General features: G+C 71.0%; 19 protein-coding genes. 3 read left to right on the forward strand and 16 right to left on the reverse strand.

The features are described 5' to 3' along the window. Window positions 1–54: 54 nt before the first annotated feature. From AOQ37_RS23865 to pgsA, 15 genes are all read right to left on the reverse strand, one after another. Window positions 55–2,577 (reverse strand): RelA/SpoT family protein, encoded by a 2,523-nt coding sequence (locus AOQ37_RS23865; protein WP_062646696.1) that lies wholly within the window; start codon window positions 2,575–2,577, stop codon window positions 55–57. Between the two features lie 183 nt (window positions 2,578–2,760). After that, a complete protein-coding gene (locus AOQ37_RS23870; RefSeq protein WP_062646698.1) occupies window positions 2,761–3,309 on the reverse strand; it encodes an adenine phosphoribosyltransferase in 549 nt (182 codons plus the stop codon). Further along, window positions 3,306–4,418 (reverse strand): protein translocase subunit SecF, encoded by a 1,113-nt coding sequence (gene secF / locus AOQ37_RS23875; protein ID WP_062646700.1) that lies wholly within the window; start codon window positions 4,416–4,418, stop codon window positions 3,306–3,308. The genes AOQ37_RS23870 and secF overlap by 4 nt, the downstream gene beginning before the upstream one ends. 3 nt (window positions 4,419–4,421) lie before the next feature. Then, a complete protein-coding gene (gene secD, locus AOQ37_RS23880) occupies window positions 4,422–6,200 on the reverse strand; it encodes a protein translocase subunit SecD (RefSeq protein WP_199825074.1) in 1,779 nt (592 codons plus the stop codon). 134 nt (window positions 6,201–6,334) lie between these two features. Further along, the gene (yajC, locus tag AOQ37_RS23885) at window positions 6,335–6,847 is read right to left on the reverse strand and encodes a preprotein translocase subunit YajC (RefSeq protein WP_062646702.1); all 513 of its coding nucleotides are present in this window, start codon (window positions 6,845–6,847) and stop codon (window positions 6,335–6,337) included. A gap of 175 nt (window positions 6,848–7,022) precedes the next feature. Beyond that, on the reverse strand, window positions 7,023–8,081 hold the full coding sequence (gene ruvB / locus AOQ37_RS23890; protein WP_062646704.1) for a Holliday junction branch migration DNA helicase RuvB: 1,059 nt from the start codon (window positions 8,079–8,081) through the stop codon (window positions 7,023–7,025). Window positions 8,082–8,090: 9 nt separating this feature from the next. Beyond that, window positions 8,091–8,696, reverse strand: coding sequence for a Holliday junction branch migration protein RuvA (gene ruvA / locus AOQ37_RS23895; protein WP_062646706.1), 606 nt, complete (start codon window positions 8,694–8,696; stop codon window positions 8,091–8,093). Next, on the reverse strand, window positions 8,693–9,268 hold the full coding sequence (gene ruvC, locus AOQ37_RS23900; protein ID WP_062646708.1) for a crossover junction endodeoxyribonuclease RuvC: 576 nt from the start codon (window positions 9,266–9,268) through the stop codon (window positions 8,693–8,695). Before ruvC ends, ruvA begins: the two co-directional genes overlap by 4 nt. 120 nt (window positions 9,269–9,388) lie before the next feature. Then, window positions 9,389–10,141 carry a YebC/PmpR family DNA-binding transcriptional regulator gene (locus AOQ37_RS23905; protein WP_057606920.1) on the reverse strand — a complete coding sequence of 251 codons (753 nt, stop codon included), beginning with the start codon at window positions 10,139–10,141 and terminating at the stop codon, window positions 9,389–9,391. A gap of 74 nt (window positions 10,142–10,215) precedes the next feature. Then, entirely contained in the window at window positions 10,216–10,827 is a 612-nt protein-coding gene (gene pdxT, locus AOQ37_RS23910) for a pyridoxal 5'-phosphate synthase glutaminase subunit PdxT (protein WP_062646710.1), read from the reverse strand. Between the two features lie 8 nt (window positions 10,828–10,835). Continuing rightward, on the reverse strand, window positions 10,836–11,747 hold the full coding sequence (pdxS, locus tag AOQ37_RS23915) for a pyridoxal 5'-phosphate synthase lyase subunit PdxS (RefSeq protein WP_062646712.1): 912 nt from the start codon (window positions 11,745–11,747) through the stop codon (window positions 10,836–10,838). Window positions 11,748–11,889: 142 nt separating this feature from the next. Continuing rightward, entirely contained in the window at window positions 11,890–12,441 is a 552-nt protein-coding gene (locus AOQ37_RS23920) for a LemA family protein (protein WP_062646713.1), read from the reverse strand. A 96-nt stretch (window positions 12,442–12,537) separates the two neighbouring features. Continuing rightward, window positions 12,538–13,707 (reverse strand): glycosyltransferase family 4 protein, encoded by a 1,170-nt coding sequence (locus AOQ37_RS23925; protein WP_062646715.1) that lies wholly within the window; start codon window positions 13,705–13,707, stop codon window positions 12,538–12,540. Further along, window positions 13,704–14,621, reverse strand: coding sequence for a phosphatidylinositol mannoside acyltransferase (locus AOQ37_RS23930; RefSeq protein WP_062646717.1), 918 nt, complete (start codon window positions 14,619–14,621; stop codon window positions 13,704–13,706). Before AOQ37_RS23930 ends, AOQ37_RS23925 begins: the two co-directional genes overlap by 4 nt. Beyond that, complete coding sequence (gene pgsA / locus AOQ37_RS23935; protein ID WP_078890329.1) at window positions 14,618–15,388, reverse strand: phosphatidylinositol phosphate synthase; 771 nt, start codon at window positions 15,386–15,388, stop codon at window positions 14,618–14,620. Before pgsA ends, AOQ37_RS23930 begins: the two co-directional genes overlap by 4 nt. A gap of 219 nt (window positions 15,389–15,607) precedes the next feature. Here pgsA and AOQ37_RS23940 point away from each other — a divergent pair, with 219 nt between their 5' ends. Further along, window positions 15,608–17,803, forward strand: coding sequence for an elongation factor G-like protein EF-G2 (locus AOQ37_RS23940; RefSeq protein ID WP_062646720.1), 2,196 nt, complete (start codon window positions 15,608–15,610; stop codon window positions 17,801–17,803). A gap of 195 nt (window positions 17,804–17,998) precedes the next feature. Continuing rightward, a complete protein-coding gene (locus AOQ37_RS23945; protein WP_062646722.1) occupies window positions 17,999–19,660 on the forward strand; it encodes an AbeC-like domain-containing protein in 1,662 nt (553 codons plus the stop codon). 54 nt (window positions 19,661–19,714) lie between these two features. Here the strand turns inward: AOQ37_RS23945 and AOQ37_RS23950 are convergent, their stop codons facing one another. Next, complete coding sequence (locus AOQ37_RS23950; protein WP_062646724.1) at window positions 19,715–20,275, reverse strand: HIT family protein; 561 nt, start codon at window positions 20,273–20,275, stop codon at window positions 19,715–19,717. A 67-nt stretch (window positions 20,276–20,342) separates the two neighbouring features. Between AOQ37_RS23950 and AOQ37_RS23955 the strand changes: the two genes are divergently transcribed. Further along, entirely contained in the window at window positions 20,343–21,038 is a 696-nt protein-coding gene (locus AOQ37_RS23955) for a potassium channel family protein (protein WP_062646726.1), read from the forward strand. Window positions 21,039–21,057: the final 19 nt, after the last annotated feature.

A 21,057-nucleotide genomic window follows, 5' to 3' on the forward strand; every position in this document is an offset into this window, starting at 1 on the left:
CGGTCGACGAAGAGGCCCCCGTACATCGCGTACGGGGGCCTCTCGCGTGCTCTGCTACGGCCTGCGCGCCGATGTGACCCGGTAGACGTCGTAGACGCCCTCCACGCCGCGTACGGCCTTCAGGACGTGTCCCAGGTGCTTGGGGTCGCCCATCTCGAAGGTGAAGCGGGAGGTGGCCACCCGGTCGCGGGAGGTCTGCACCGCCGCGGACAGGATGTTGACGTGCTGGTCGGACAGCACCCGGGTGACGTCCGACAGGAGCCGGGACCGGTCGAGGGCCTCGACCTGGATGGCGACCAGGAAGACGGAGGACTGGGTGGGCGCCCACTCGACCTCGAGGATGCGCTCCGGCTCACGGGACAGCGACTCCACGTTGACGCAGTCGCTGCGGTGGACCGATACACCGCTGCCCCGCGTGACGAAGCCGATGATGGGGTCGCCGGGGACGGGCGTACAACAGCGGGCCAGCTTGACCCAGACGTCGTCGACGCCCTTGACGACCACCCCGGGGTCCTGGTTGCTGCGCCGCTTGCGGCCGCGGGTGCGGGAGGGGACCGTCTCGTCGATCTCCTCGGTGGCCGCCTCCTCGCCGCCGAGGGCCTGCACCAGCTTCTGCACGACGTTCTGCGCGGCCACATGGCCCTCGCCGATCGCCGCGTACAGCGAGGAGATGTCCGGGTAGCGCATCTCGTGCGCCAGCGTGACCAGCGAGTCGCCGGTGAGGATCCGCTGGATCGGCAGGTTCTGCTTGCGCATGGCCCGCGCGATGGCGTCCTTGCCCTGCTCGATGGCCTCGTCGCGGCGCTCCTTGGAGAACCAGGCCCGGATCTTGTTGCGGGCCCTCGGCGACTTGACGAAGTTCAGCCAGTCCCGGGACGGCCCTGCCCCGGCCGCCTTGGAGGTGAAGACCTCCACCAGGTCGCCGTTGTCGAGGGTCGATTCCAGCGGGACGAGGCGTCCGTTGACGCGGGCTCCTATGGTGCGGTGGCCCACCTCGGTGTGCACCGCGTACGAGAAGTCCACGGGTGTGGCGCCGGCCGGCAGCGCTATCACGTCACCCTTCGGCGTGAAGACGAAGACCTCGTTGCGCGACAGGTCGAAGCGCAGGGACTCCAGGAACTCGCCCGGGTCCTCGGTCTCCTTCTGCCAGTCGAGGAGCTGGCGCAGCCATGCCATGTCGTTGAGGTGGTCGTCCTTGCCGGTGGTCCTCGGCTGGTCCGAGCGCACCTTGGAGGCGCCGGCGACGGCCTCCTGCTTGTACTTCCAGTGCGCGGCGATGCCGTACTCGGCGCGGCGGTGCATGTCGAAGGTGCGGATCTGGAGTTCGACCGGCTTGCCGTTGGGGCCGATGACCGTCGTGTGCAGCGACTGGTACATGTTGAACTTCGGCATCGCGATGTAGTCCTTGAACCGGCCGGGGACCGGGTTCCATCGCGCGTGCACCGTGCCGAGGGCCGCGTAGCAGTCCCTGACCGTGTCCACCAGGACGCGGATGCCCACCAGGTCGTAGATCTCCGCGAAGTCACGGCCGCGGACGATCATCTTCTGGTAGACGCTGTAGTAGTGCTTCGGGCGGCCCGTCACGGTCGCCTTGATCCGGGCGGCGCGCAGGTCGGCCTGGACCTCGTCGGTCACTATGGCCAGGTACTCGTCACGCTTCGGAGCGCGCTCGGCCACCAGCCGTACGATCTCGTCGTACATCTTGGGGTAGAGGATCGCGAAGGCGAGGTCCTCCAGTTCCCACTTGATGGTGTTCATGCCGAGACGGTGGGCGAGCGGCGCGTAGATCTCGAGGGTCTCGCGCGCCTTCTTCTCCTGCTTCTCGCGCTTGAGGTACCGCATGGTGCGCATGTTGTGCAGCCGGTCGGCGAGCTTGATGACCAGGACGCGCGGGTCCTTGGCCATGGCGACGACCATCTTGCGCACGGTCTCGGCCTGCGCGGCCTCGCCGAACTTGACCTTGTCCAGCTTGGTGACGCCGTCGACGAGCAGGGCGACCTGGTCGCCGAAGTCGCGGCGCAGGTCCTCCAGGCCGTACTCGGTGTCCTCGACGGTGTCGTGCAGCAGGCCCGCCATGAGCGTGGCCGGATCCATGCCCAGCTCGGCGAGGATCGTGGTCACCGCGAGCGGGTGCGTGATGTACGGGTCGCCGCTCTTGCGCTTCTGACCGCGGTGCCAGCGCTCGGCGACCTGGTAGGACTTCTCGATCTGGCGCAGCGTCGCCGTCTCGATCTTGGGGTCGTTGCTGCGCACTATCCGCAGCAGCGGCTCCAGGACCGGGTTGTACGGGTTCTGCCGCTGGACGCCGAGCCGGGCGAGGCGGGCACGTACGCGGTTGGAGGAGCCGGAGCGGGCCGGGGGCTGGGCGGCGGCCGGCCGGCCCGCGGGCACCGCGGCGGAGCCGTCGGGCTGGGCCGGCTTGGGCCGGGGCTGCTCGGCCGGCTTGTCGACCGGCGCGGACCGGTCGTGCTCGACCGCCCCGCGGCTGTCGTCCTTCGCCTGCGACGCGGACGTGGCCGCGGGGCCCGAGGCGGACTCGGGCTTGGCGGCGGTCAGGTGCTGGGCCTCGTCTGGCAAGAGGACTCCTCGTGCGCGATCCGGGTCCCCGGTCAGGCTCCGGAGCACCCATCGTAGCGATCCCGGGCTCCGGGATCGCCTTCAGGCCGATGTGAGGGCCGTCTACCGGAGAAACACAAGGGGCGGGCCCCGGAATTCCTCCGGGGCCCGCCCGCTCGGGCTACGACGGTTCCACGACCGCGCTCAGATCGTGAGCAGTGCCTCCAGGGGCGCTCCGCCGAGGGCCGCCTCCAGGCGGGGACGGCCGTCGAGGAAGGCCAGTTCCATCAGGACGGCGACGCCCGCGACCTGGGCGCCGGCCCGGTGGATGAGCTGGATCGCCGCCTCGGCGGTGCCGCCGGTGGCGAGGACGTCGTCGACGATCAGCACACGGTCGTCGGCGGACAGGTCCTCGGCGTGCACCTCGATCTCGGCCGAGCCGTACTCCAGGTCGTAGGCCTGGCCGAGGGTGGCTCCGGGGAGCTTGCCCGCCTTGCGGACGGGGATGAAGCCGAGGCCGGCCCGGACGGCGACCGGGGCGCCCAGGATGAAGCCCCGGGCCTCCAGTCCGACGACCTTGGTGGCGCCGGTGCGCTCCGCGATCGCGGCGAACGTGTCGGTGAGCGCGGTGAACGCCACCGGGTCCGCCAGGAGCGGGGTGATGTCCTTGAACACCACTCCCGGCTCCGGGTGGTCGGCCACGTCACGGATGCGGCTGTGCAGCAGCGCCGTGATGTCGGTGAGCTCGGTCATCGGCGCTTCCCCGACGGACGGCCGCGGCCCCGGCCCCGGGACGCGGGCTGGTGGCGCGGTCCGACGACCGCGGCTTCGGCGTCCTCCGGCTCGTCGCGGTGGACGTCGTCGCCGCGGTGCTGCGCGGGCGCCTCCTCGGACGCCGCCTGGGCACGCTTGGCCAGGACCCGCTTCTTCAGCGCCTTGATCTGCGGCTCGCGCTCCTTGAGGTCGGCGACGAGCGGCGTGGCGATGAAGATCGACGAGTACGCGCCGGCCGCGAGGCCGACGAACAGCGACAGCGAGATGTCGTTGAGCGTGCCCGCGCCGAGGAAGCCACCGCCGATGAACAGCAGGCCCGCCACCGGCAGCAGCGCGACGACCGTGGTGTTGATGGAGCGGACCAGGGTGCCGTTGATCGACCGGTTGGCGATCTCGCTGTAGGTGAACCGGGTCTGCTTGGTGAGGTCCTTCGTCTGTTCCTTCAGGGAGTCGAAGACGACCACCGTGTCGTACAGCGAGTAACCGAGGATCGTCAGCAGACCGATCACCGTGCCGGGCGTCACCTCGAAGCCGACGAGGGCGTAGATGCCGACCGTGATGGTGATGTCGTGGATCAGGGCGACGAGGGCCGCGATGGCCATGCGCCACTCGAAGGCGATCGCCAGATAGATCACGACCAGGACCATGAAGATCGCCAGGCCCTGCCAGGCCTTGCTGGCGATCTGGTCGCCCCAGCTGGGACCGACCAGCTCGGCGGTGATCGTCTCCGGGTCGACCTTGAAGTCGTCGGCCAGCTCGCTCTTGATCTCGTTGGACTGCTTGATGTCCATGCCGGCGATCTGGATGCGCAGCGTGCCGTTGCCCAGCTTCTGCACGACCGCGTCGTGGCCGGACGCGTCCTTGGCGTAGTCCTCGGCCTGGGAGACGGAGACGCTCGTCTTCTCGGTGGTGAAGACGGCGCCGCCCTGGAAGTCGATGCCCATGTTCAGGCCGCGCACCGCCAGGCCGACGATGGCCGTGATGGTGATCAGGATCGAGATGCTGTACCAGAGCTTGCGGTGGCCGATGAAGTCGTAGCTGATCTCGCCACGGTGCAGCCGGGCGCCGAGGTTACCGAGTTTCGACATCGCTCAGGCCTCCTTCGTCTCGACGGGGCCGGCGGCGGGACCGCCGGGACGGCGGGTGCGGCGCAGCGGGGGCTGGGCACCCAGGCTCTTCGGGTCGAGGCCGGACCACTTGTGGCCGTTCGCGAAGAACTTCCGCCGAGCGATGAGCGTCATCAGCGGCTTGGTGAAGAAGAAGACCACGACCACGTCCAGGACGGTGGTCAGGCCCAGCGTGAAGGCGAAGCCCTGGACCTTGCCGACCGTGACGATGAAGAGCACGGCGGCGGCGAGGAACGACACGAAGTCGGAGACCAGGATGGTGCGCCGGGCACGCGGCCAGGCCCGCTCCACGGCGGGGCGCAGGGTACGGCCCTCGCGGATCTCGTCCCGGACGCGTTCGAAGTACACGATGAACGAGTCCGCCGTGATGCCGATGGCGACGATGGCTCCACAGACGGCGGGCAGGTTCAGCGCGAAGCCGATGGCCGGGCCGAGCAGCGCCATGAGCACGTAGGTGAGGGCCGCGGAGACCAGCAGCGAGGCGAGCGCGACGAGCGCCAGGCCGCGGTAGTAGGCCACCAGGTAGATCACGACCAGCAGGAGGCCGATGGCACCGGCCAGCAGACCGGCGTGCAGCTGGTCACCGCCGAGCGCCGCGGTCACCGTGGTCACGCTCTGCTCCTGGAAGGAGAGCGGGAGCGCACCGTAGGACAGCATGTTGGCGAGGCCCTGGGCCTCCTCCTGCGTGAAGCTGCCCGAGATCTGGGCCTGGCCGCCGGTGATGGAGGAGCTCACGTACGGGCTGGAGACGACGTTGCCGTCGAGCACGATGCCGAACTCGTTCTGCGGCTGGGTGTTCTGCGCGAGCTGGCCGGTGATCGTGGCGAACTTCTTGGCGCCGGACTTGTTGAAGTCCATGGTGACCTGCCAGCCGGCGGCGGTCTGCGTGTCGTAGACCGCCTGGGCCTTGTCGACCTCGGTGCCGTCGACGGCGGCCGGGCCGAGCAGGTACTTGTACCAGACCTTGTCGATCTCACCGCAGGCCACGGTCGTGTCCTCGGGCTTGACGCCCTCGCCGGCCTTGGCCCGGACGGACTCCTTCGAGCAGTCCAGGGCGGCGTACTTGGCCTGGAGCGCGGCGTCGTCCGCGGTGACGGCGCCGCCGCTCGCGGAGGCCGACGGGCTGGCGGAGGAGCTCGCCCCGGCGTCGGCGGAGGCCGAAGGGGTGGCGTCGGCCTTCAGCCCGTCGGTGACGGCGCGGCCCTGCGAGGTGGCGGAGGCCGAGGGGGAGGACGAGGAGGTCGCCTTCTCACCGGTGCCGGAGGCACTCGCCGAGGGGCTCGGCGAGGCGCTGGACGAGCCGCTCGCGGACGCGCTCGGCGAGGCGGTGACGGCGGCGCCGGTGGCCTCCTGGGCCAGGACCGGACGGAAGTACAGCTTGGCGGTGGTGCCGACCTGCTCCCGGGCCTTCTCCGAGTTGGTGCCCTTGGGGATGTTCACGATGATGTTGCGACTGCCCTGGGTCTGCACCTCCGCCTCGGAGACGCCCAGCCCGTTGACACGGCGGTTCATGATCTCGACCGCGGTGTCCATGTTGGCCTTGTTGATCGCTGAGCCCTGGTCCGACTTCGCCTCCAGCGTGATGCTGGTACCGCCGGCGAGGTCGATGCCCAGACGCGGAGTGGTGTGACCGGAGGCGAACATGCCTGCGGTGAGCCCCACGATGGCGATCAGGATCAGGGCCAGCGAGCGCCCTGGCTTGCTCTGGGCACTCGCGCTCCGGCCCTTCTTAGGTGCTGCCACCTTCTCGTACTCCCTCTCGGGCCGCCTCACGCCGGGTCAGCGCGGCGGCGGCCATGACATGGTGTCGGGATCCCCTGGCGAGATGCGCGCGCCCCGGCGCGGACGGGTGGGACCCGTGCGCGCCGGGGACGTGGCTACTTCTTCGCGTCGGAGTCGCCGTCGGTCTTCTTCGGCTCTTCGGCGGTCTCGGCCTGCTCGTCGGCGGCCTTCTCCTGCGTCTCGTCGGTCGCGTCCTTCTTGCCGAGGTCGACGGACTTGTCGTCGGAGGCGGCAGCTTCGTCGACGGTGTCGTCGCTCTCGGCGGACCCGGTGAGGGAGGAGGCGTCGTCCGGGACGACGTCGGAGTCGGACTTCAGGTCGTGCTCGATGCCGTGGACGATGCGGTTGTACTCGTCGTCGGTCAGGACGGCACCGATGGAGTTCTTCGCGAAGAGCAGGTCGACGCCCGGACCGGCGTCGAGGAGGACCGTGTCCTCGTTGACCTCCTTCACCGTCGCGTACATGCCCCCGATGGTGCGGACACCACTGCCGGGCTGCATGTCGTTTCGCATGGCGGCGGCCTGCTGCTGCTTCTTCTTGGCCGACCGGGTCATCAGGAACATGGCCCCGATGAGCACGATGAACGGGAGGAGGGTCACAGGACTCACGGGACGGACTTCCTTCGGACGACCGCGATGGTGGAGCGGCCTGTTGGATGGGGGTTGTGTGCTGCCGACAACGGCGGCATCGGCGGAGTCTAAGCGAGTCCGCGCGCATGGAACAACGCTCAGCATGGCACCTGGGTTCCTGACCCGGCCAACACCTCCGCCGCGGCCCTCGGCGTCACGCCCCGAACAGGTCCTGTTGTCCACTTCCCTGAGCCGGGGTGAGACCGAGATGCGCCCACGCGGCCGGGGTGGCCACCCGGCCTCGCGGGGTACGGGCCAGCAGGCCCTCCCTCACCAGGAAGGGCTCGGCGACCTCCTCCACGGTCTCACGCTCCTCCCCCACCGCCACGGCGAGCGTGGACAGGCCCACCGGGCCGCCGCCGAACAGCTTGAGCAGGGCCTCCAGGACCCCGCGGTCGAGACGGTCCAGGCCGCGGCCGTCCACCTCGTAGACCTTCAGGGCGGCCTCGGCGATCTCGCGGGTGATCCTTCCGTCCGCCTTGACCTGCGCGTAGTCACGGACGCGGCGCAGCAGACGGTTGGCGATGCGGGGGGTGCCGCGGGAGCGGCCGGCGATCTCGGCGGCCCCCGCGGTGTCGATCTCCACGTCGAGGAGGTCCGCCGAGCGGTGGATGACGCGCTGGAGTTCCGCGGGTTCGTAGAACTCCATGTGCGCCGTGAATCCGAAGCGGTCGCGCAGCGGGGGCGGCAGCAGGCCCGCGCGCGTGGTGGCGCCGACCAGTGTGAACGGGGGCAGCTCGAGCGGGATGGCGGTGGCGCCGGGGCCCTTGCCGACGATGACGTCGACGCGGAAGTCCTCCATCGCCATGTAGAGCATCTCCTCGGCGGGCCGCGACATGCGGTGGATCTCGTCGAGGAAGAGGACCTCGCCCTCCTGGAGGGAGGAGAGGATCGCCGCGAGATCGCCCGCGTGCTGGATGGCGGGGCCGCTGGTGATCCGGATCGGGGCGCCCATCTCGGCGGCGATGATCATCGAGAGGGTGGTCTTGCCCAGGCCGGGGGCGCCGGAGAGCAGCACGTGGTCGGCGGTGGCGCCGCGCGCGCGGGCGGCGCGCAGCACGAGGTCGAGCTGTTCGCGGACCTTCTCCTGGCCGATGAACTCACCCAGGTCCTTGGGGCGCAGCGCGGCCTCGACGGCCTGGTCCTCGCGGTCGGCGACCGAGCCGACCAACCGCTCCGGGGCGGTCTCTTCGGTCGTGTCGTCCCAGTTCACTGACGTCTCCTAGCGGGCGCGGTTCAGGGTCTGAAGGGCGGCCTTCAGGAGGTGTCCCACCTGGGGCGCGCCGTCCGCGGCCTCGGCCTGCGGGGTCACGGCGGCGACCGCCTCGTCGGCCTCGCGGGTCGCGTAGCCGAGGCCGATCAGGGCGGCGTGCAGCTGGTCGCGCCAGCCGCTGGTGACCGGGGCGCCGACCACGGGGGCGCCGAGCGGCTCGCCCAGCCGGTCCTTCAGCTCCAGCAGCAGCTTCTGGGCGCCCTTCTTGCCGATGCCCGGTACCGCGACGAGGGCCTTCTCGTCCCCCGTGGCCACCGCGCGGCGCAGGGCGTCCGGCGCGTGCACCGCCAGCATGGCCTGGGCCAGCCGGGGGCCGACCCCGCTCGCCGTCTGGAGCAGCTCGAAGACCTGGCGCTCGTCGTCGTCCACGAAGCCGTACAGGGTCAGCGAGTCCTCGCGTACGACGAGGGAGGTGGCGAGCTTGGCGGGGCGGCCGAGCCGGAGCGTGGAGAGCGTGTTCGGCGAGCACTGGACGGCCATGCCGACCCCGCCGACCTCGAGCACGGCGGCGTCGGGGGCGAGTGCGGCGACCGTGCCACTGACGAAGGCGATCATGCGGTACGGCCTTTCGATGCGTTCGGGGTCTTGGCTGCGTGCAGGGCGACGGCCTGCTGAAGGCGGTTCTGGGCGACCGCCTGCTTGAGGCGCTGCTGTGCGGGCGCGCGCCAGATGTGACAGATCGCGAGGGCGAGGGCGTCGGCGGCGTCGGCGGGCTTGGGCGGCGCGTCGAGCCGGAGCAGCCGGGTCACCATGGCGCCGACCTGGGCCTTGTCGGCGCGCCCGCTGCCGGTGACGGCGGCCTTGACCTCGCTCGGGGTGTGCAGGGCGACGGGGATGCCGCGGCGGGCGGCGCACAGCATGGCGACGGCGCTGGCCTGGGCGGTGCCCATGACCGTGCGGACGTTGTGCTGGCTGAACACCCGTTCCACGGCGACGTATTCGGGCCGGTGTTCGTCCAGCCACGCCTCGATGCCCTGCTCGACGGCGACCAGGCGCAGGCCCAACTCGGCGTCCGCCGGAGTCCGTACGACACCGACGCCCACCATCGTGAGCGGCCGGCCCGCGACGCCTTCGACGACACCGACACCGCAGCGGGTGAGACCGGGGTCCACCCCGAGTACGCGCACGAGCCCTCCCTTCGATCGCCTGTTTGTGCAGGCTAGCGGGTCCCACTGACAAAGCGACGGGCCGACGGGTGTGTCCCGTCGGCCCGTTGAGCCTCTCGGTCGGCCCGGCTCGCGGCAGCGCTACGCGTCGACCTTCTCCATGACCTCGTCGCTGACGTCGAAGTTGGCGAAGACGTTCTGGACGTCGTCGCTGTCCTCGAGCGCGTCGATCAGCTTGAAGATCTTCCGCGCGCCCTCCTCGTCGAGCTCGACCTGCATGGTCGGGACGAAGTTGGCCTCGGCGGAGTCGTAGTCGATGCCGGCCTCCTGGAGCGCGGTGCGCACCGCGACCAGGTCGGTGGCCTCGGAGAGGACCTCGAAGGTCTCGCCGAGGTCGTTGACCTCTTCGGCGCCCGCGTCGAGCACGGCGCCGAGGACGTCGTCCTCGGCCAGCTCACCCTTGGGGACGATGACGACGCCCTTGCGGTTGAAGAGGTACGAGACCGAGCCCGGGTCGGCCATGGAGCCGCCGTTGCGGGTCATGGCGACGCGGACGTCGGAGGCGGCGCGGTTGCGGTTGTCGGTGAGGCACTCGATGAGCACCGCGACGCCGTTCGGCCCGTAGCCCTCGTACATGATCGTCTCGTAGTCGGCGCCGCCGGCCTCGAGACCGGCGCCGCGCTTGACCGCGGAGTCGATGTTCTTGTTCGGGACCGAGCTCTTCTTGGCCTTCTGGATGGCGTCGAACAGCGTCGGGTTGCCGGACACGTCCGCGCCACCGGTACGGGCCGCGACTTCGATGTTCTTGATCATCTTCGCGAAGAGCTTGCCGCGCTTGGCGTCGATCACGGCCTTCTTGTGCTTCGTCGTAGCCCATTTAGAGTGGCCGGACATCTGCCTGTCTCCTTCGCGTAACCCAACCTGGACGAACTCCCCGGGCCTGCGGAGCCTGAGGGGACCCCCAGATCCTACAAGGACGCCGCCGCACGGTTCGCGCGCACCATGTCGACGAACAGGGCGTGCACACGGTGGTCACCGGTCAGTTCCGGGTGGAACGAGGTGGCCAGCGCGTTGCCCTGGCGGACCGCGACGATGTGGCCCTCGTGCTCGGCGAGCACCTCGGTCCCGGCACCGACGGACTCGACCCAGGGGGCGCGGATGAAGACACCCTCCACCGGATCGCCCGCGATGCCGCGCACGTCGAGAGCGGCCTCGAAGGACTCGTTCTGCCGCCCGAACGCGTTGCGGCGCACGATCATGTCGATGCCGCCGACGGTCTCCTGGCCCGAACGCGGGTCGAGGATCTTGTCGGCGAGCATGATCATGCCCGCGCAGGTCCCGTAGACGGGCATCCCGGCACGCACCCGCGCGCGGAGGGGCTCCATCACGCCGAAGAGGACGGCGAGCTTGGAGATCGTGGTCGACTCGCCGCCGGGGATGACGAGACCGTCGACCTCGGCGAGTTCCTCGGGGCGCCGCACCTGCCTGGCCACGGCGTCGGCCGCGGCCAGGGCGATGAGGTGCTCCCGGACGTCGCCCTGGAGGGCCAGGACGCCGATGACAGGGGCTTCGTGGCTCATGGAAGTGCTTACCAGCCGCGGTTGGCGTAGCGCTCGGCCTCGGGCAGGGTGTCGCAGTTGATGCCGACCATGGCCTCGCCCAGGTTGCGGGAGGCGTCCGCGATGATCTTCGGGTCGTCGTAGAAGGTGGTGGCCTTCACGATGGCGGCGGCGCGCTTGGCCGGGTCGCCGGACTTGAAGATGCCGGAGCCGACGAAGACGCCCTCGGCGCCGAGCTGGCGCATCAGCGCGGCGTCGGCGGGGGTGGCCACACCACCGGCGGAGAACAGCACCACCGGGAGCTTGCCGAGCTCGGCGACCTCCTTGACGATCTCGTACGGGGCGCGCAGCTCCTTGGCGGCGGCGTACAGCTCGTTGTTGTCGAAGCCGCGCAGCTTGGCGATCTCGTTCTTGATCTGGCGCAGGTGGCGGACGGCCTCGACGACGTTGCCGGTGCCGGCCTCGCCCTTGGAGCGGATCATCGCGGCGCCCTCGGCGATGCGGCGCAGGGCCTCGCCCAGGTTGGTGGCACCGCAGACGAAGGGGGTGGTGAACGCCCACTTGTCGGAGTGGTTGACCTCGTCGGCCGGAGTGAGGACCTCGGACTCGTCGATGTAGTCGACGCCGAGCGACTGGAGGACCTGGGCCTCGACGAAGTGGCCGATGCGGGACTTGGCCATGACCGGGATCGAGACGGCCTCGATGATCTCCTCGATCATGTTCGGGTCCGACATGCGGGCCACGCCGCCGTCCTTGCGGATGTCCGCCGGGACCCGCTCCAGCGCCATGACGGCGACGGCGCCCGCGTCCTCGGCGATCTTCGCCTGCTCGGCGTTGACGACATCCATGATCACGCCGCCCTTGAGCTGCTCGGCCATTCCGCGCTTCACGCGCGCGGTGCCGGTCTCGGGGGTCTGGTGTGCGGAGAGCGTGCTGGACACGGGGGGACCTCACTCGTAGGAAAAGAGGGCTTCGGCAGCACCGAGGAAACGCGAGTGGACCAGTCCACAGCAAGGGCCAATGGAAAGCCCGTGGATCCTTTTGGCCGATCATGCGGACCGCACACCGGCCCTGCCCTCGGTTTCAGGCCGCGCGGTCCGCGAGGGCGGGGGGCGGCTCGTCGTCCATCTCGAACGCCATCGGGAAGGGGGCGTGGCCGGCCAGCCGGAACCAGCGGACCTTGCGGTGCTGGCGCAGTCTGCGGACCGCGCCGACGGCGTCGTTGTGGAAACGGCGGGCCATGGGGACCCGGCGGACGGCCTCGTTGAGCTCATGGGCCGCCGCGTCTCCCCCGGGCGCCGCGCGTACGACGTCCAGCTGCCCCGCGTCCGCGAAGACGGCCCTCAGGGCCTGGCTGAGCTCGCTCTCGGCGACCTCCCGCTGCTCCTCCTCGGCCTGCCGCGCCGCGTGCGCGGCCTCGTACAGGACGATCGAGGCGGCGGGGTCGAGCACCTTGGAGGTGGCCAGTTCCTGGGCCACGGACGCGCGGCGCAGCAGCTGGGCGTCCAGCGCCGCGCGGGCGGCGTCGATACGGGCGTGCAGCCGGTCCAGCCGCCCCGCCGTCCAGCTCAGGTACAGGCCGATGGCGACGAGGACGACAAGGGTCCAGATCAGGGTTGCGGTCACGGGCGGCAAGGCTACCCGTGACCCTCACGGCGGCGGGGCGGCCGGTGGCCGGGCTGCGCGGTGGCCGGGGGGGGGCTGTGGCCGGGGGGCTGTGGCGGGGTGCGGTCAGTCCCGGGCCAGTCCGAGCCGCGCCCGCAGGCCCGGTGATCCCCGGTCGTCCTCGGCCGCGACGGCGGCGGCGCCCGCCGTCACCGTCTCGTACACCGACAGGATGTCCGCGCCGACGGTCGACCAGTCGAAGCGGCGGACGTGCGCGCTGCCCCGCTCCCGCAGCCCGGCTCTGCGCTCCGGGTCGCCCAGGAGCCGTACCGCCGCCTCGGCGAGGGCGTCCGCGTCCTCGTTGGCGAAGAGGTCGCCGGCCGCTCCCTGGTCCAGTACCTGGGCGAAGGCGTCGAGGTCGGAGGCGAGCACGGGGGCCCCGGCCGACATGGCCTCGACGAGGATGATGCCGAAGCTCTCGCCACCGGTGTTGGGCGCGACGTACAGGTCCACGCTGCGCAGGAAGCGCGCCTTGTCCTCGTCGCTGATCATGCCGAGGAACTCCACGCGCGCGTGCAGCTCCTTCGGCAGGTTCTCCACGGCCTCCTTCTCGTCGCCGCGGCCCGCGACCAGCAGCCGGGCGTCCGGGCGCTCGGCGAAGATCTTCGGCAGGGCCCGCATCAGCACGGGCAGGCCCTTGCGGGGTTCGTCGATGCGCCCGACGAAGCCGATCGTGCCGCCCTGCCACTCGGGGCGGGGCTCGGCGTCGGCGAAGAAGTCGACGTCGACGCCGTTGGGGATGACCACCGCGTCCCCGCCGAGGTGCTCCACCAGCGTGCGCCGGGCGTACTCGCTCACCGCGATCCGCGCACTGATCTTCTCCAGGGCGGCCTGGAGGATCGAGTACGCGGCGATCATCGCGCGCGAGCGCGGGTTCGACGTGTGGAAGGTGGCCACGATCGGGCCCGAGGCCGCCCAGCAGGTCAGCAGGCCGAGCGACGGCGAGGTCGGCTCGTGGATGTGCACGACGTCGAAGGCCCCGTCGTGCAGCCAGCGCCGTACCCGCGCGGCGGACAGGAAGCCGAAGTTGAGGCGCGCCACCGAGCCGTTGTACGGCACCGGGACCGCCCGGCCGGCCGAGACGACGTACGGCGGCAGCGGGGTGTCGTCGTCGGCCGGAGCCAGCACGGACACCTCGTGGCCGAGCCTGATGAAGTACTCCGCGAGGTCGCGGATGTGGAACTGGACGCCGCCGGGTACGTCCCAGGAGTACGGGCAGACGATGCCGATTCTCACGCGGCGTCCCCGTCCGACGGGCGGGGTTCCAGGTCCGCGAGCCACAACCGCTGAAGCATGTGCCAGTCCTCCGGATGGTCGGCGATGCCGGTGGCGAAGGCGTCTGCCAGCGACTGTGTCATGACAGACGTCTTCTCGGCCCGCGTACCTGACCCGGGTACCTCGACCGGGGGATGCACCCGGCCCCGCATGACGGGCGAGTCGTCGTACCAGAGGGTGACGGGGAGCAGCAGCGCGCCGGTCTGCTGGGCGAGCAGGGCCGGTCCGGCGGGCATCGTGGCGGTGTCCCCGAAGAAGGTCACCTCGACCCCGGAGGCGGACAGGTCGCGCTCGGCGACCAGACAGACCAGCCCGCCGTCGCGCAGCCGCCGGGCCAGGGTGCCGAAGGCGCTGCCGCCGCTGTGCGGCAGCACCTCCATGCCGAGGCCCTCCCGGTAGGCGACGAACCGGTCGTACAGCGTCTCGGGCTTGAGGCGCTCGGCGACGGTGGTGAAGGGCATCGAGAGCCTGGTGGTGAGCCAGGCGCCGGCGAGGTCCCAGTTGGCCATGTGCGGCAGGGCCAGGATGACGCCCCGGCCCGAGGCGATCCCGTCGGTCAGATGGTGCAGGTCCTTGGGCTCGAAGCCGTTGCCGACCCGCTCGGCGCTCCAGGCCGGCAGCCGGAAGGACTCCATCCAGTACCGCAGATAGGAGCGCATCCCCGCGCGCGAGAGCTCGGCCAGGCGCTCGGGGCTCGCGCCCGGCACCACGCGCGCGTAGTTGCTCTCCAGCCGCCGCACCCCCTTGCCGCGGCGCTTCCACGCGAGGTCGGCGATGGTACGGCCGAGGCGCACGGCGACGGGCTCGGGGAGTTTCTTGACGGTGCTCCAGCCGAGGCCGTACAGCGCGTCGGTCAGGCGCTCCTGGGCGCTCACTTCGCGGCCTCGCTCCCCTGCGCCTCGTGTCCCGTGGACTCCTGTGCCCCCTGCGCCTCCTGCGCCTCCTGGTCCGCGGCGGCCTCCGCCTCGGCCGACTCGCGCCGGACCGTGACGACCCGCTGGATCAGGGTGACGAGGCTGCCGACGGCGACGATCCACAGCGCGATCGGCAGCAGCACCTGGATGCCGGGCACGCCGAACGTGTGCAGACCCGCGAGGCCGGCCGCGACCAGGGAGATCACCAGGCGCTCCGCGCGCTCCACGAGTCCGTTGACGGCGACCGGCAGGCCGATGGACTCGCCCCGGGCCTTCGTGTACGACACCACCTGGCCGCTGGCCAGGCAGAAGATCGAGACGGCGCACAGGACGTTGTCGTCGCCGTTGCCCGCGTACCAGAGCGCGAAGCCGCCGAAGATCGCGCCGTCGGCCACCCGGTCGAGCGTGGAGTCCAGGAAGGCGCCCCAGCGGCTGGTCCGGCCGAGCTGGCGGGCCATGTTGCCGTCGACCAGGTCGGAGAAGACGAAGAGCGTGATCACGATCGTGCCCCAGAAGAACTCGCCCCTGGGGTAGAAGACCAGCGCGCCCGCGATCACGCCGGCGGTGCCGAGGAGCGTGACCGTGTCGGGGCTCACACCCCGGCGGATGAGAAACGCGGCGAACGGTGTGAGGACACGCGTGAAGAATGCACGCGCGTACTTGTTCAGCATGGCCTTCCCGAGGGTCGGTGTCGCCGCGCGGCCCCTGCTGGCCGCCGGCTGGCCCATCGTAGCCACGCGCGCGTGTGTGCGACGGTCGGGCACCCGGACCCCGGTGTCACGGCCCGACGGCATCCGGGTCACGGCCGGGTCCCGTCCGCCGTATGGACGCGCCGTGACGGGAGTGGAAAGCTCGAAGGACCGCGGGCGTCGCCGGAGCCGCCATCGCACGCGGGGCCGTGGTGCCCGCGCCCCCAGTGACCTCACCGTGTTCGGGAGGCAAGGAAAATGGGCGACAAGGCGAATGCACATCCCGGAGCCGCCGGCAGGGCTACAGCGGCCGACCACCCCGCGTCCGTACGGAATGTGGTGCTGGTCGGCCACTGCGGATCGGGCAAGACGACTCTGGTGGAGGCTCTCGCGCTGACGGCGGGAGCGGTGAACCGGGCGGGCCGCGTGGAGGACGGCGGCACCGTCTCGGACTACGACGAGATCGAGCACCGGCAGCAGCGCTCGGTACAGCTCTCCCTGGTGCCCGTGGAATGGGACGGCATCAAGGTCAACGTCCTCGACACCCCCGGATACGCCGACTTCGTCGGAGAACTCAGGGCCGGTCTGCGCGCCGCGGACGCGGCCCTCTTCGTCGTCTCGGCGTCGGACGGCGTGGACGGCTCGACCCGGATGGTGTGGGAGGAGTGCGCGGCCGTCGGCATGCCCCGCGCGATCGTGGTGACCCACCTGGAGGCCGCCCGCGCGGACTTCGAGGAGATGACGCGGATCTGCGCGGAGGCCTTCGGCGGCGACGACCCGGACGCGGTCCTCCCGCTGTACGTGCCGCTGCACGGGCCCGAGGGTCCCGACGGGCACGCGCCCGTGACCGGGCTGACCGGGCTGCTGTCCCGGAAGCTGTTCGACTACTCCACCGGCGAACGCAAGGAGTCCGAGCCGGGCGCGGACCAGCTGCCGGACATCGAGGCGGCCCGCAACCGGCTGATCGAGGGGATCATCGCCGAGAGCGAGGACGAGACCCTCATGGACCGCTATCTCGCCGGTGAGCAGATCGACGTCAAGACGCTGATCGAGGACCTGGAGCGGGCCGTCGCGCGCGGCACGTTCTTCCCCGTCCTCGCGGCCGCCCCGGCCGCCGAGGGCGCCCGGCAGGGCCTCGGCACGGTGGAACTGCTGGAACTGGTCACCCGGGGCTTCCCGACGCCCCTGGAACGCCCGGCGCCCCGCGTGACGACCATCGACGGCGAGCCGCGCGAGGTGGCCTCGTGCGATCCGGACGGTCCCCTGGTCGCGGAGGTGGTGAAGACCTCGTCCGACCCCTACGTGGGCCGGGTGTCGCTGGTACGGGTCTTCTCCGGCACCCTGCGTCCCGACGAGACCGTCCATGTCTCGGGGCACGGCCTCGCCGACCGCGGCCACGAGGACCACGACGTCGACGAGCGGATCGGCGCCCTGTCCGCGCCGTTCGGCAAACAGCAGCGGAACCTGACGCACTGCATCGCGGGCGACCTCGCGTGCGTGGCGAAACTCGGCCGCGCGGAGACCGGCGACACCCTGTCCGCCAAGGGCGACCCGCTTCTGATGGAGCCCTGGCAGATGCCCGACCCGCTGCTGCCGCTCGCCATCCAGGCGCACAGCAAGGCCGACGAGGACAAGCTCTCGCAGGGACTGGGCCGGCTGGTCGCCGAGGACCCGACGATGCGCCTGGAGCAGAACCAGCAGACCCACCAGGTGGTCCTGTGGTGCCTGGGCGAGGCCCACTCGGACGTGGCCCTGGAGCGGCTGCGCTCGCGCTACGGCGTCCAGGTCGACGTCGTCCCGCACAAGGTCCCCCTCCGGGAGACGTTCGCGGCGAAGTCCGGTGGACGCGGGCGGCACGTCAAGCAGTCCGGCGGACACGGCCAGTACGCCATCTGCGAGATCGAGGTGGAGCCGCTGCCGGGCGGCGCGGGCATCGAGTTCGTGGACAAGGTCGTCGGCGGCGCGGTGCCGCGCCAGTTCATCCCGTCGGTGGAGAAGGGCGTACGGGCGCAGGCCGCGAAGGGGGTGGAGGCCGGACATCCGCTGGTCGACATCCGGGTCACCCTGCTCGACGGCAAGGCGCACTCGGTGGACTCCTCCGACGCCGCGTTCCAGACGGCCGGCGCGCTGGCGCTGCGGGAGGCGGCGGCCGAGGCCCGGATCCATCTGCTGGAGCCGGTGGCGGAGGTGACGGTCCTGGTCGGCGACGCGTACGTGGGCGCCGTGATGAGCGATCTGTCGGGGCGGCGCGGGCGGGTGCTGGGCACCGAGCAGACCGGTGGCGGGCGCACCCTCGTCAGGGCCGAGGTGCCCGAGATCGAGATCGGCCGGTACGCGGTCGATCTGCGCTCCCTGTCCCACGGCACGGCGCGCTTCCAGCGCGCGTACGCCCGGCACGAGCCGATGCCGGCGCAGGTGGCCGAGAAGGTCCGCCAACAGGCGCAGAGCGGCTGACGGTTGACGCCCACCGGTTCCCAAGTGGCCGGTGGGACACCGTTGTGGAGGATTTCCCTCCGATTCGGCGGGCGGCTTCGGCCGTCCGCCGACGGATGTCACCGCCTGCGGATACGCTGATGACCTGATCAACAGGTGTGCGAAGTACGGAAGTCGGGAAAGCCGCAGAAGCGGGAGCGGCGATCGGGGGCGGGAATGACCGTTGGCAGCGGTTACGCGGACATCTTCGGACCACAGGTGCCGCAGACGGGGGACGGCGGGCAGACCCCGACCTTCGCCCTGGCCTCGGCGGCCTACCGGGACAACCCGGTCGAGGACATCAAGAAGGCCGACAACGAGTGGCACCAGACCGCGGTCAATCCCGGCCGCAGCTGGGCCAGGATCTTCCGGCCCAACCTCGGCGAGGCGTTCTCCCAGGCGGTGATCGACCGCATGCTGGGCGTCGGCCGCAAGCCGCTCATCCAGTCCTTCGGCAGTGAGCCGCAGGCCGTCGTGGAGCACTGCCTCGCGGCCAACCGCATCCGCCGCGAGCGCGACCAGAAGCTCACCGGCGTGATGCTGCTGTGCGGTGTGCTCTTCCTGCCCGGGCTGCTGGTGTGGCTGCTGGTCTTCCAGTTGCGGGCGACCATGGGGAAGCTGGACAACAAGCGGGTCTCCGGTATCGGCACCGGCCTGCTCGTCGCGGTGGGCGCCCTGGCCGTGCTCTTCCTGGTCAAGATGCCGTTCGGCGGCATCGTGGGCTGGTACGCGCGCGGGTGCGTCGTGGCGCCCGTGGCCGGCTGGTTCCTGGCCAAACGGATCTGCGAGGGCACGGCGACGGACCTGCGCGGGCGCTGGGACAGCCTGCTGTCCGGCAGCAGCGTCGGCGCCAAGGTCCCCGAGGCCGTGCCGACCAGCCCGAACCAGACGGCCGCCGAGCAGTTGCGTCAGTCCCTGGCCCGGCTCAGCGCCGAGCAGCAGTCCAACTCGGTCTTCTACGCCGGCCCCAAGGGGATACTCGGCATGGGCACGCGCTGGGGCGCGTGGCACCTCGCCGAGGAGCTGACACCGCTCGACCCCGTCAAGGGCGTACACGAGTTCCGCAGCTGGACGGTCGTCCGGGCCATCCACGACCAGCTGAACCTGCTGCCCCGGCAGAGCCTGAAGACCGGCGGCTTCCCGCCGCCCACGGTCCGGCACTGGATCGTCACCCCGGTCGGTGAGAACGCCAAGGCGGTCGCCCGGCCGGAGGGCACCGATGTCGAGGCCTACCAGGTCAAGCCGAAGGCGATAGAGGACATCTGCAACAACCAGCAGTTCGGTGGCGGCGACCGGCACTACCTGGGCGTGCAGTGGCCGCTCTGGGACGGCCAGTTGATCATCACCATGCTGATCACGGTGACGGTGCTGCACGAGACGCTGCGCATCGAGGTCACCGGGCACGCCCTGGGGCCGGTCAACGGCCTGTTCACGACGAAGTCCGAGGCCCCCACCAAGGAGGTCGCCAAGAGCGTCCGCTTCTGGGAGACCCGGACGGTCAAGCTCCCGCTGGTCACCGCCGACGAGGTGGTCCGGCTGGCCGCGCGGGCCACGATCAGCTGGTACCCGCCGCTGCTGAAGTGGCTCGGCGGCTCCATCGGCCTGCCCGAGCCCTTCGGCCTGCGGCACGCCTGGGCCGACCAGCCCTGGCGGCACCGGTTCATGGCCGACGACGCGCTGCGCGCGGCCACGCCGGTGCTGCGCGTGGTGCACTCGGCCGCGATCAGGGTGCTCAAGGAGCACGACGTGGACATCGACAAGTTCAGCTCGCGCTCGTCGGCCCTCAGCGGTGCGGTCCAGGACGTGTCACCGCGCAAGGCCGACTCGTACGACGCGTAGGCGGCCCGCCGCGTCGGCCCGTCCGCGGGCGGTCGCCCGCGTCGGGCGCCTGCGTCAGGCCGTCGGCCAGGATTCCGCCAGCATCTTCCTGGTGTCCGCCAGGAGCTGCGGCAGTACGCGCGTGTGGCCGACCACCGGCATGAAGTTCGTGTCCCCGCCCCAGCGGGGCACGATGTGCTGGTGCAGATGGGCGGCGATACCGGCGCCCGCGACGGTCCCCTGGTTCATACCGATGTTGAAGCCGTGCGCGCCGGACGCGGTGCGCAGCGCCGTCATCGCCTGCTTCGTCAGCTCGGCTAGCTCGGCGGTCTCCGGCACCGTCAGGTCCGTGTAGTCGGCGACGTGCCGGTAGGGGACGGTCATCAGATGGCCGCCGTTGTAGGGGTACAGGTTCAGCACCGCGTACACGTGCTCACCGCGCCGGACGACCAGCCCGTCCTCGTCGGACTTGGCCGGGATCGAGCAGAAGGGACAGCCGTCGTCGGCACCCGGGCCGGTCGGCTTGTTCTCACCCTGGATGTAGGCCATCCGATGGGGGGTCCACAGACGCTGGAACGCGTCCTGCGTACCCACTCCGATCTGCTGCTCCGGCTCACTCGTCATGCAAGGCAGCATATTGCTTCGCCCGTTCGCGGCGTGTCGCAGGGGTTGGGCGAACAGCGACCCGGTCCAAGCTGGGCCGATGGACGCAGACAGCCGTCTGGCCCGCTGGGAGCAGAGCACCGAGGTCCCCCTCGCGTTCGCTTCCCTGGCCTTCCTCATCGGGTACGCCATCCACGTTCTCGCCCAGCAGATCGCGGACGGCTGGCGGGACTTCTGCCTGGCCGTGATGCTGATCGCGTGGGTGATGTTCGCCTCGGACTACGCGGTGCGCTGGCGGCTCAGCGGACAGCGGCTGCGCTTCCCGCGCACGCACTGGCTGGACGGTCTGGTCGTCCTGCTCCCCCTGCTGCGCCCGCTGCGCATCGTCAAGCTCTACGAGGCCGTGCAGCGCCGGCACGGCGAACCCCGGTTCTCGTTGCACGCGCGTGTGATCACCTACGCCGGGCTGTCGGCGGCGCTGCTGGGCTTCGCCGGGGCGCTCGCCGTGTACTCCCAGGAGCGCGGCGCCCCGGGCGCGAACATGAAGACCTTCGGCGACGCCCTGTGGTGGACCTGCGAGACGCTCACCACCGTCGGCTACGGGGACATCACGCCCGTCACCCCGTGGGGCCGCCTGATCGCGGTCGGCATGATGGCGGGCGGACTGGCCCTGCTGGGCGCGGTCACCGGGTCGTTCTCGTCCTGGCTGATCCAGGTGTTCGCCCGGGAGGGCGACACCGAGGACCCGCAGGGGCCGCCGGGCCCCCGGAACGGCGAAGGGCCCTCGGGAGAGTGATCTCCCCGAGGGCCCGCGC

This window comes from Streptomyces maremycinicus (assembly GCF_001184025.1).
Lineage (GTDB): Bacteria > Actinomycetota > Actinomycetes > Streptomycetales > Streptomycetaceae > Streptomyces > Streptomyces maremycinicus.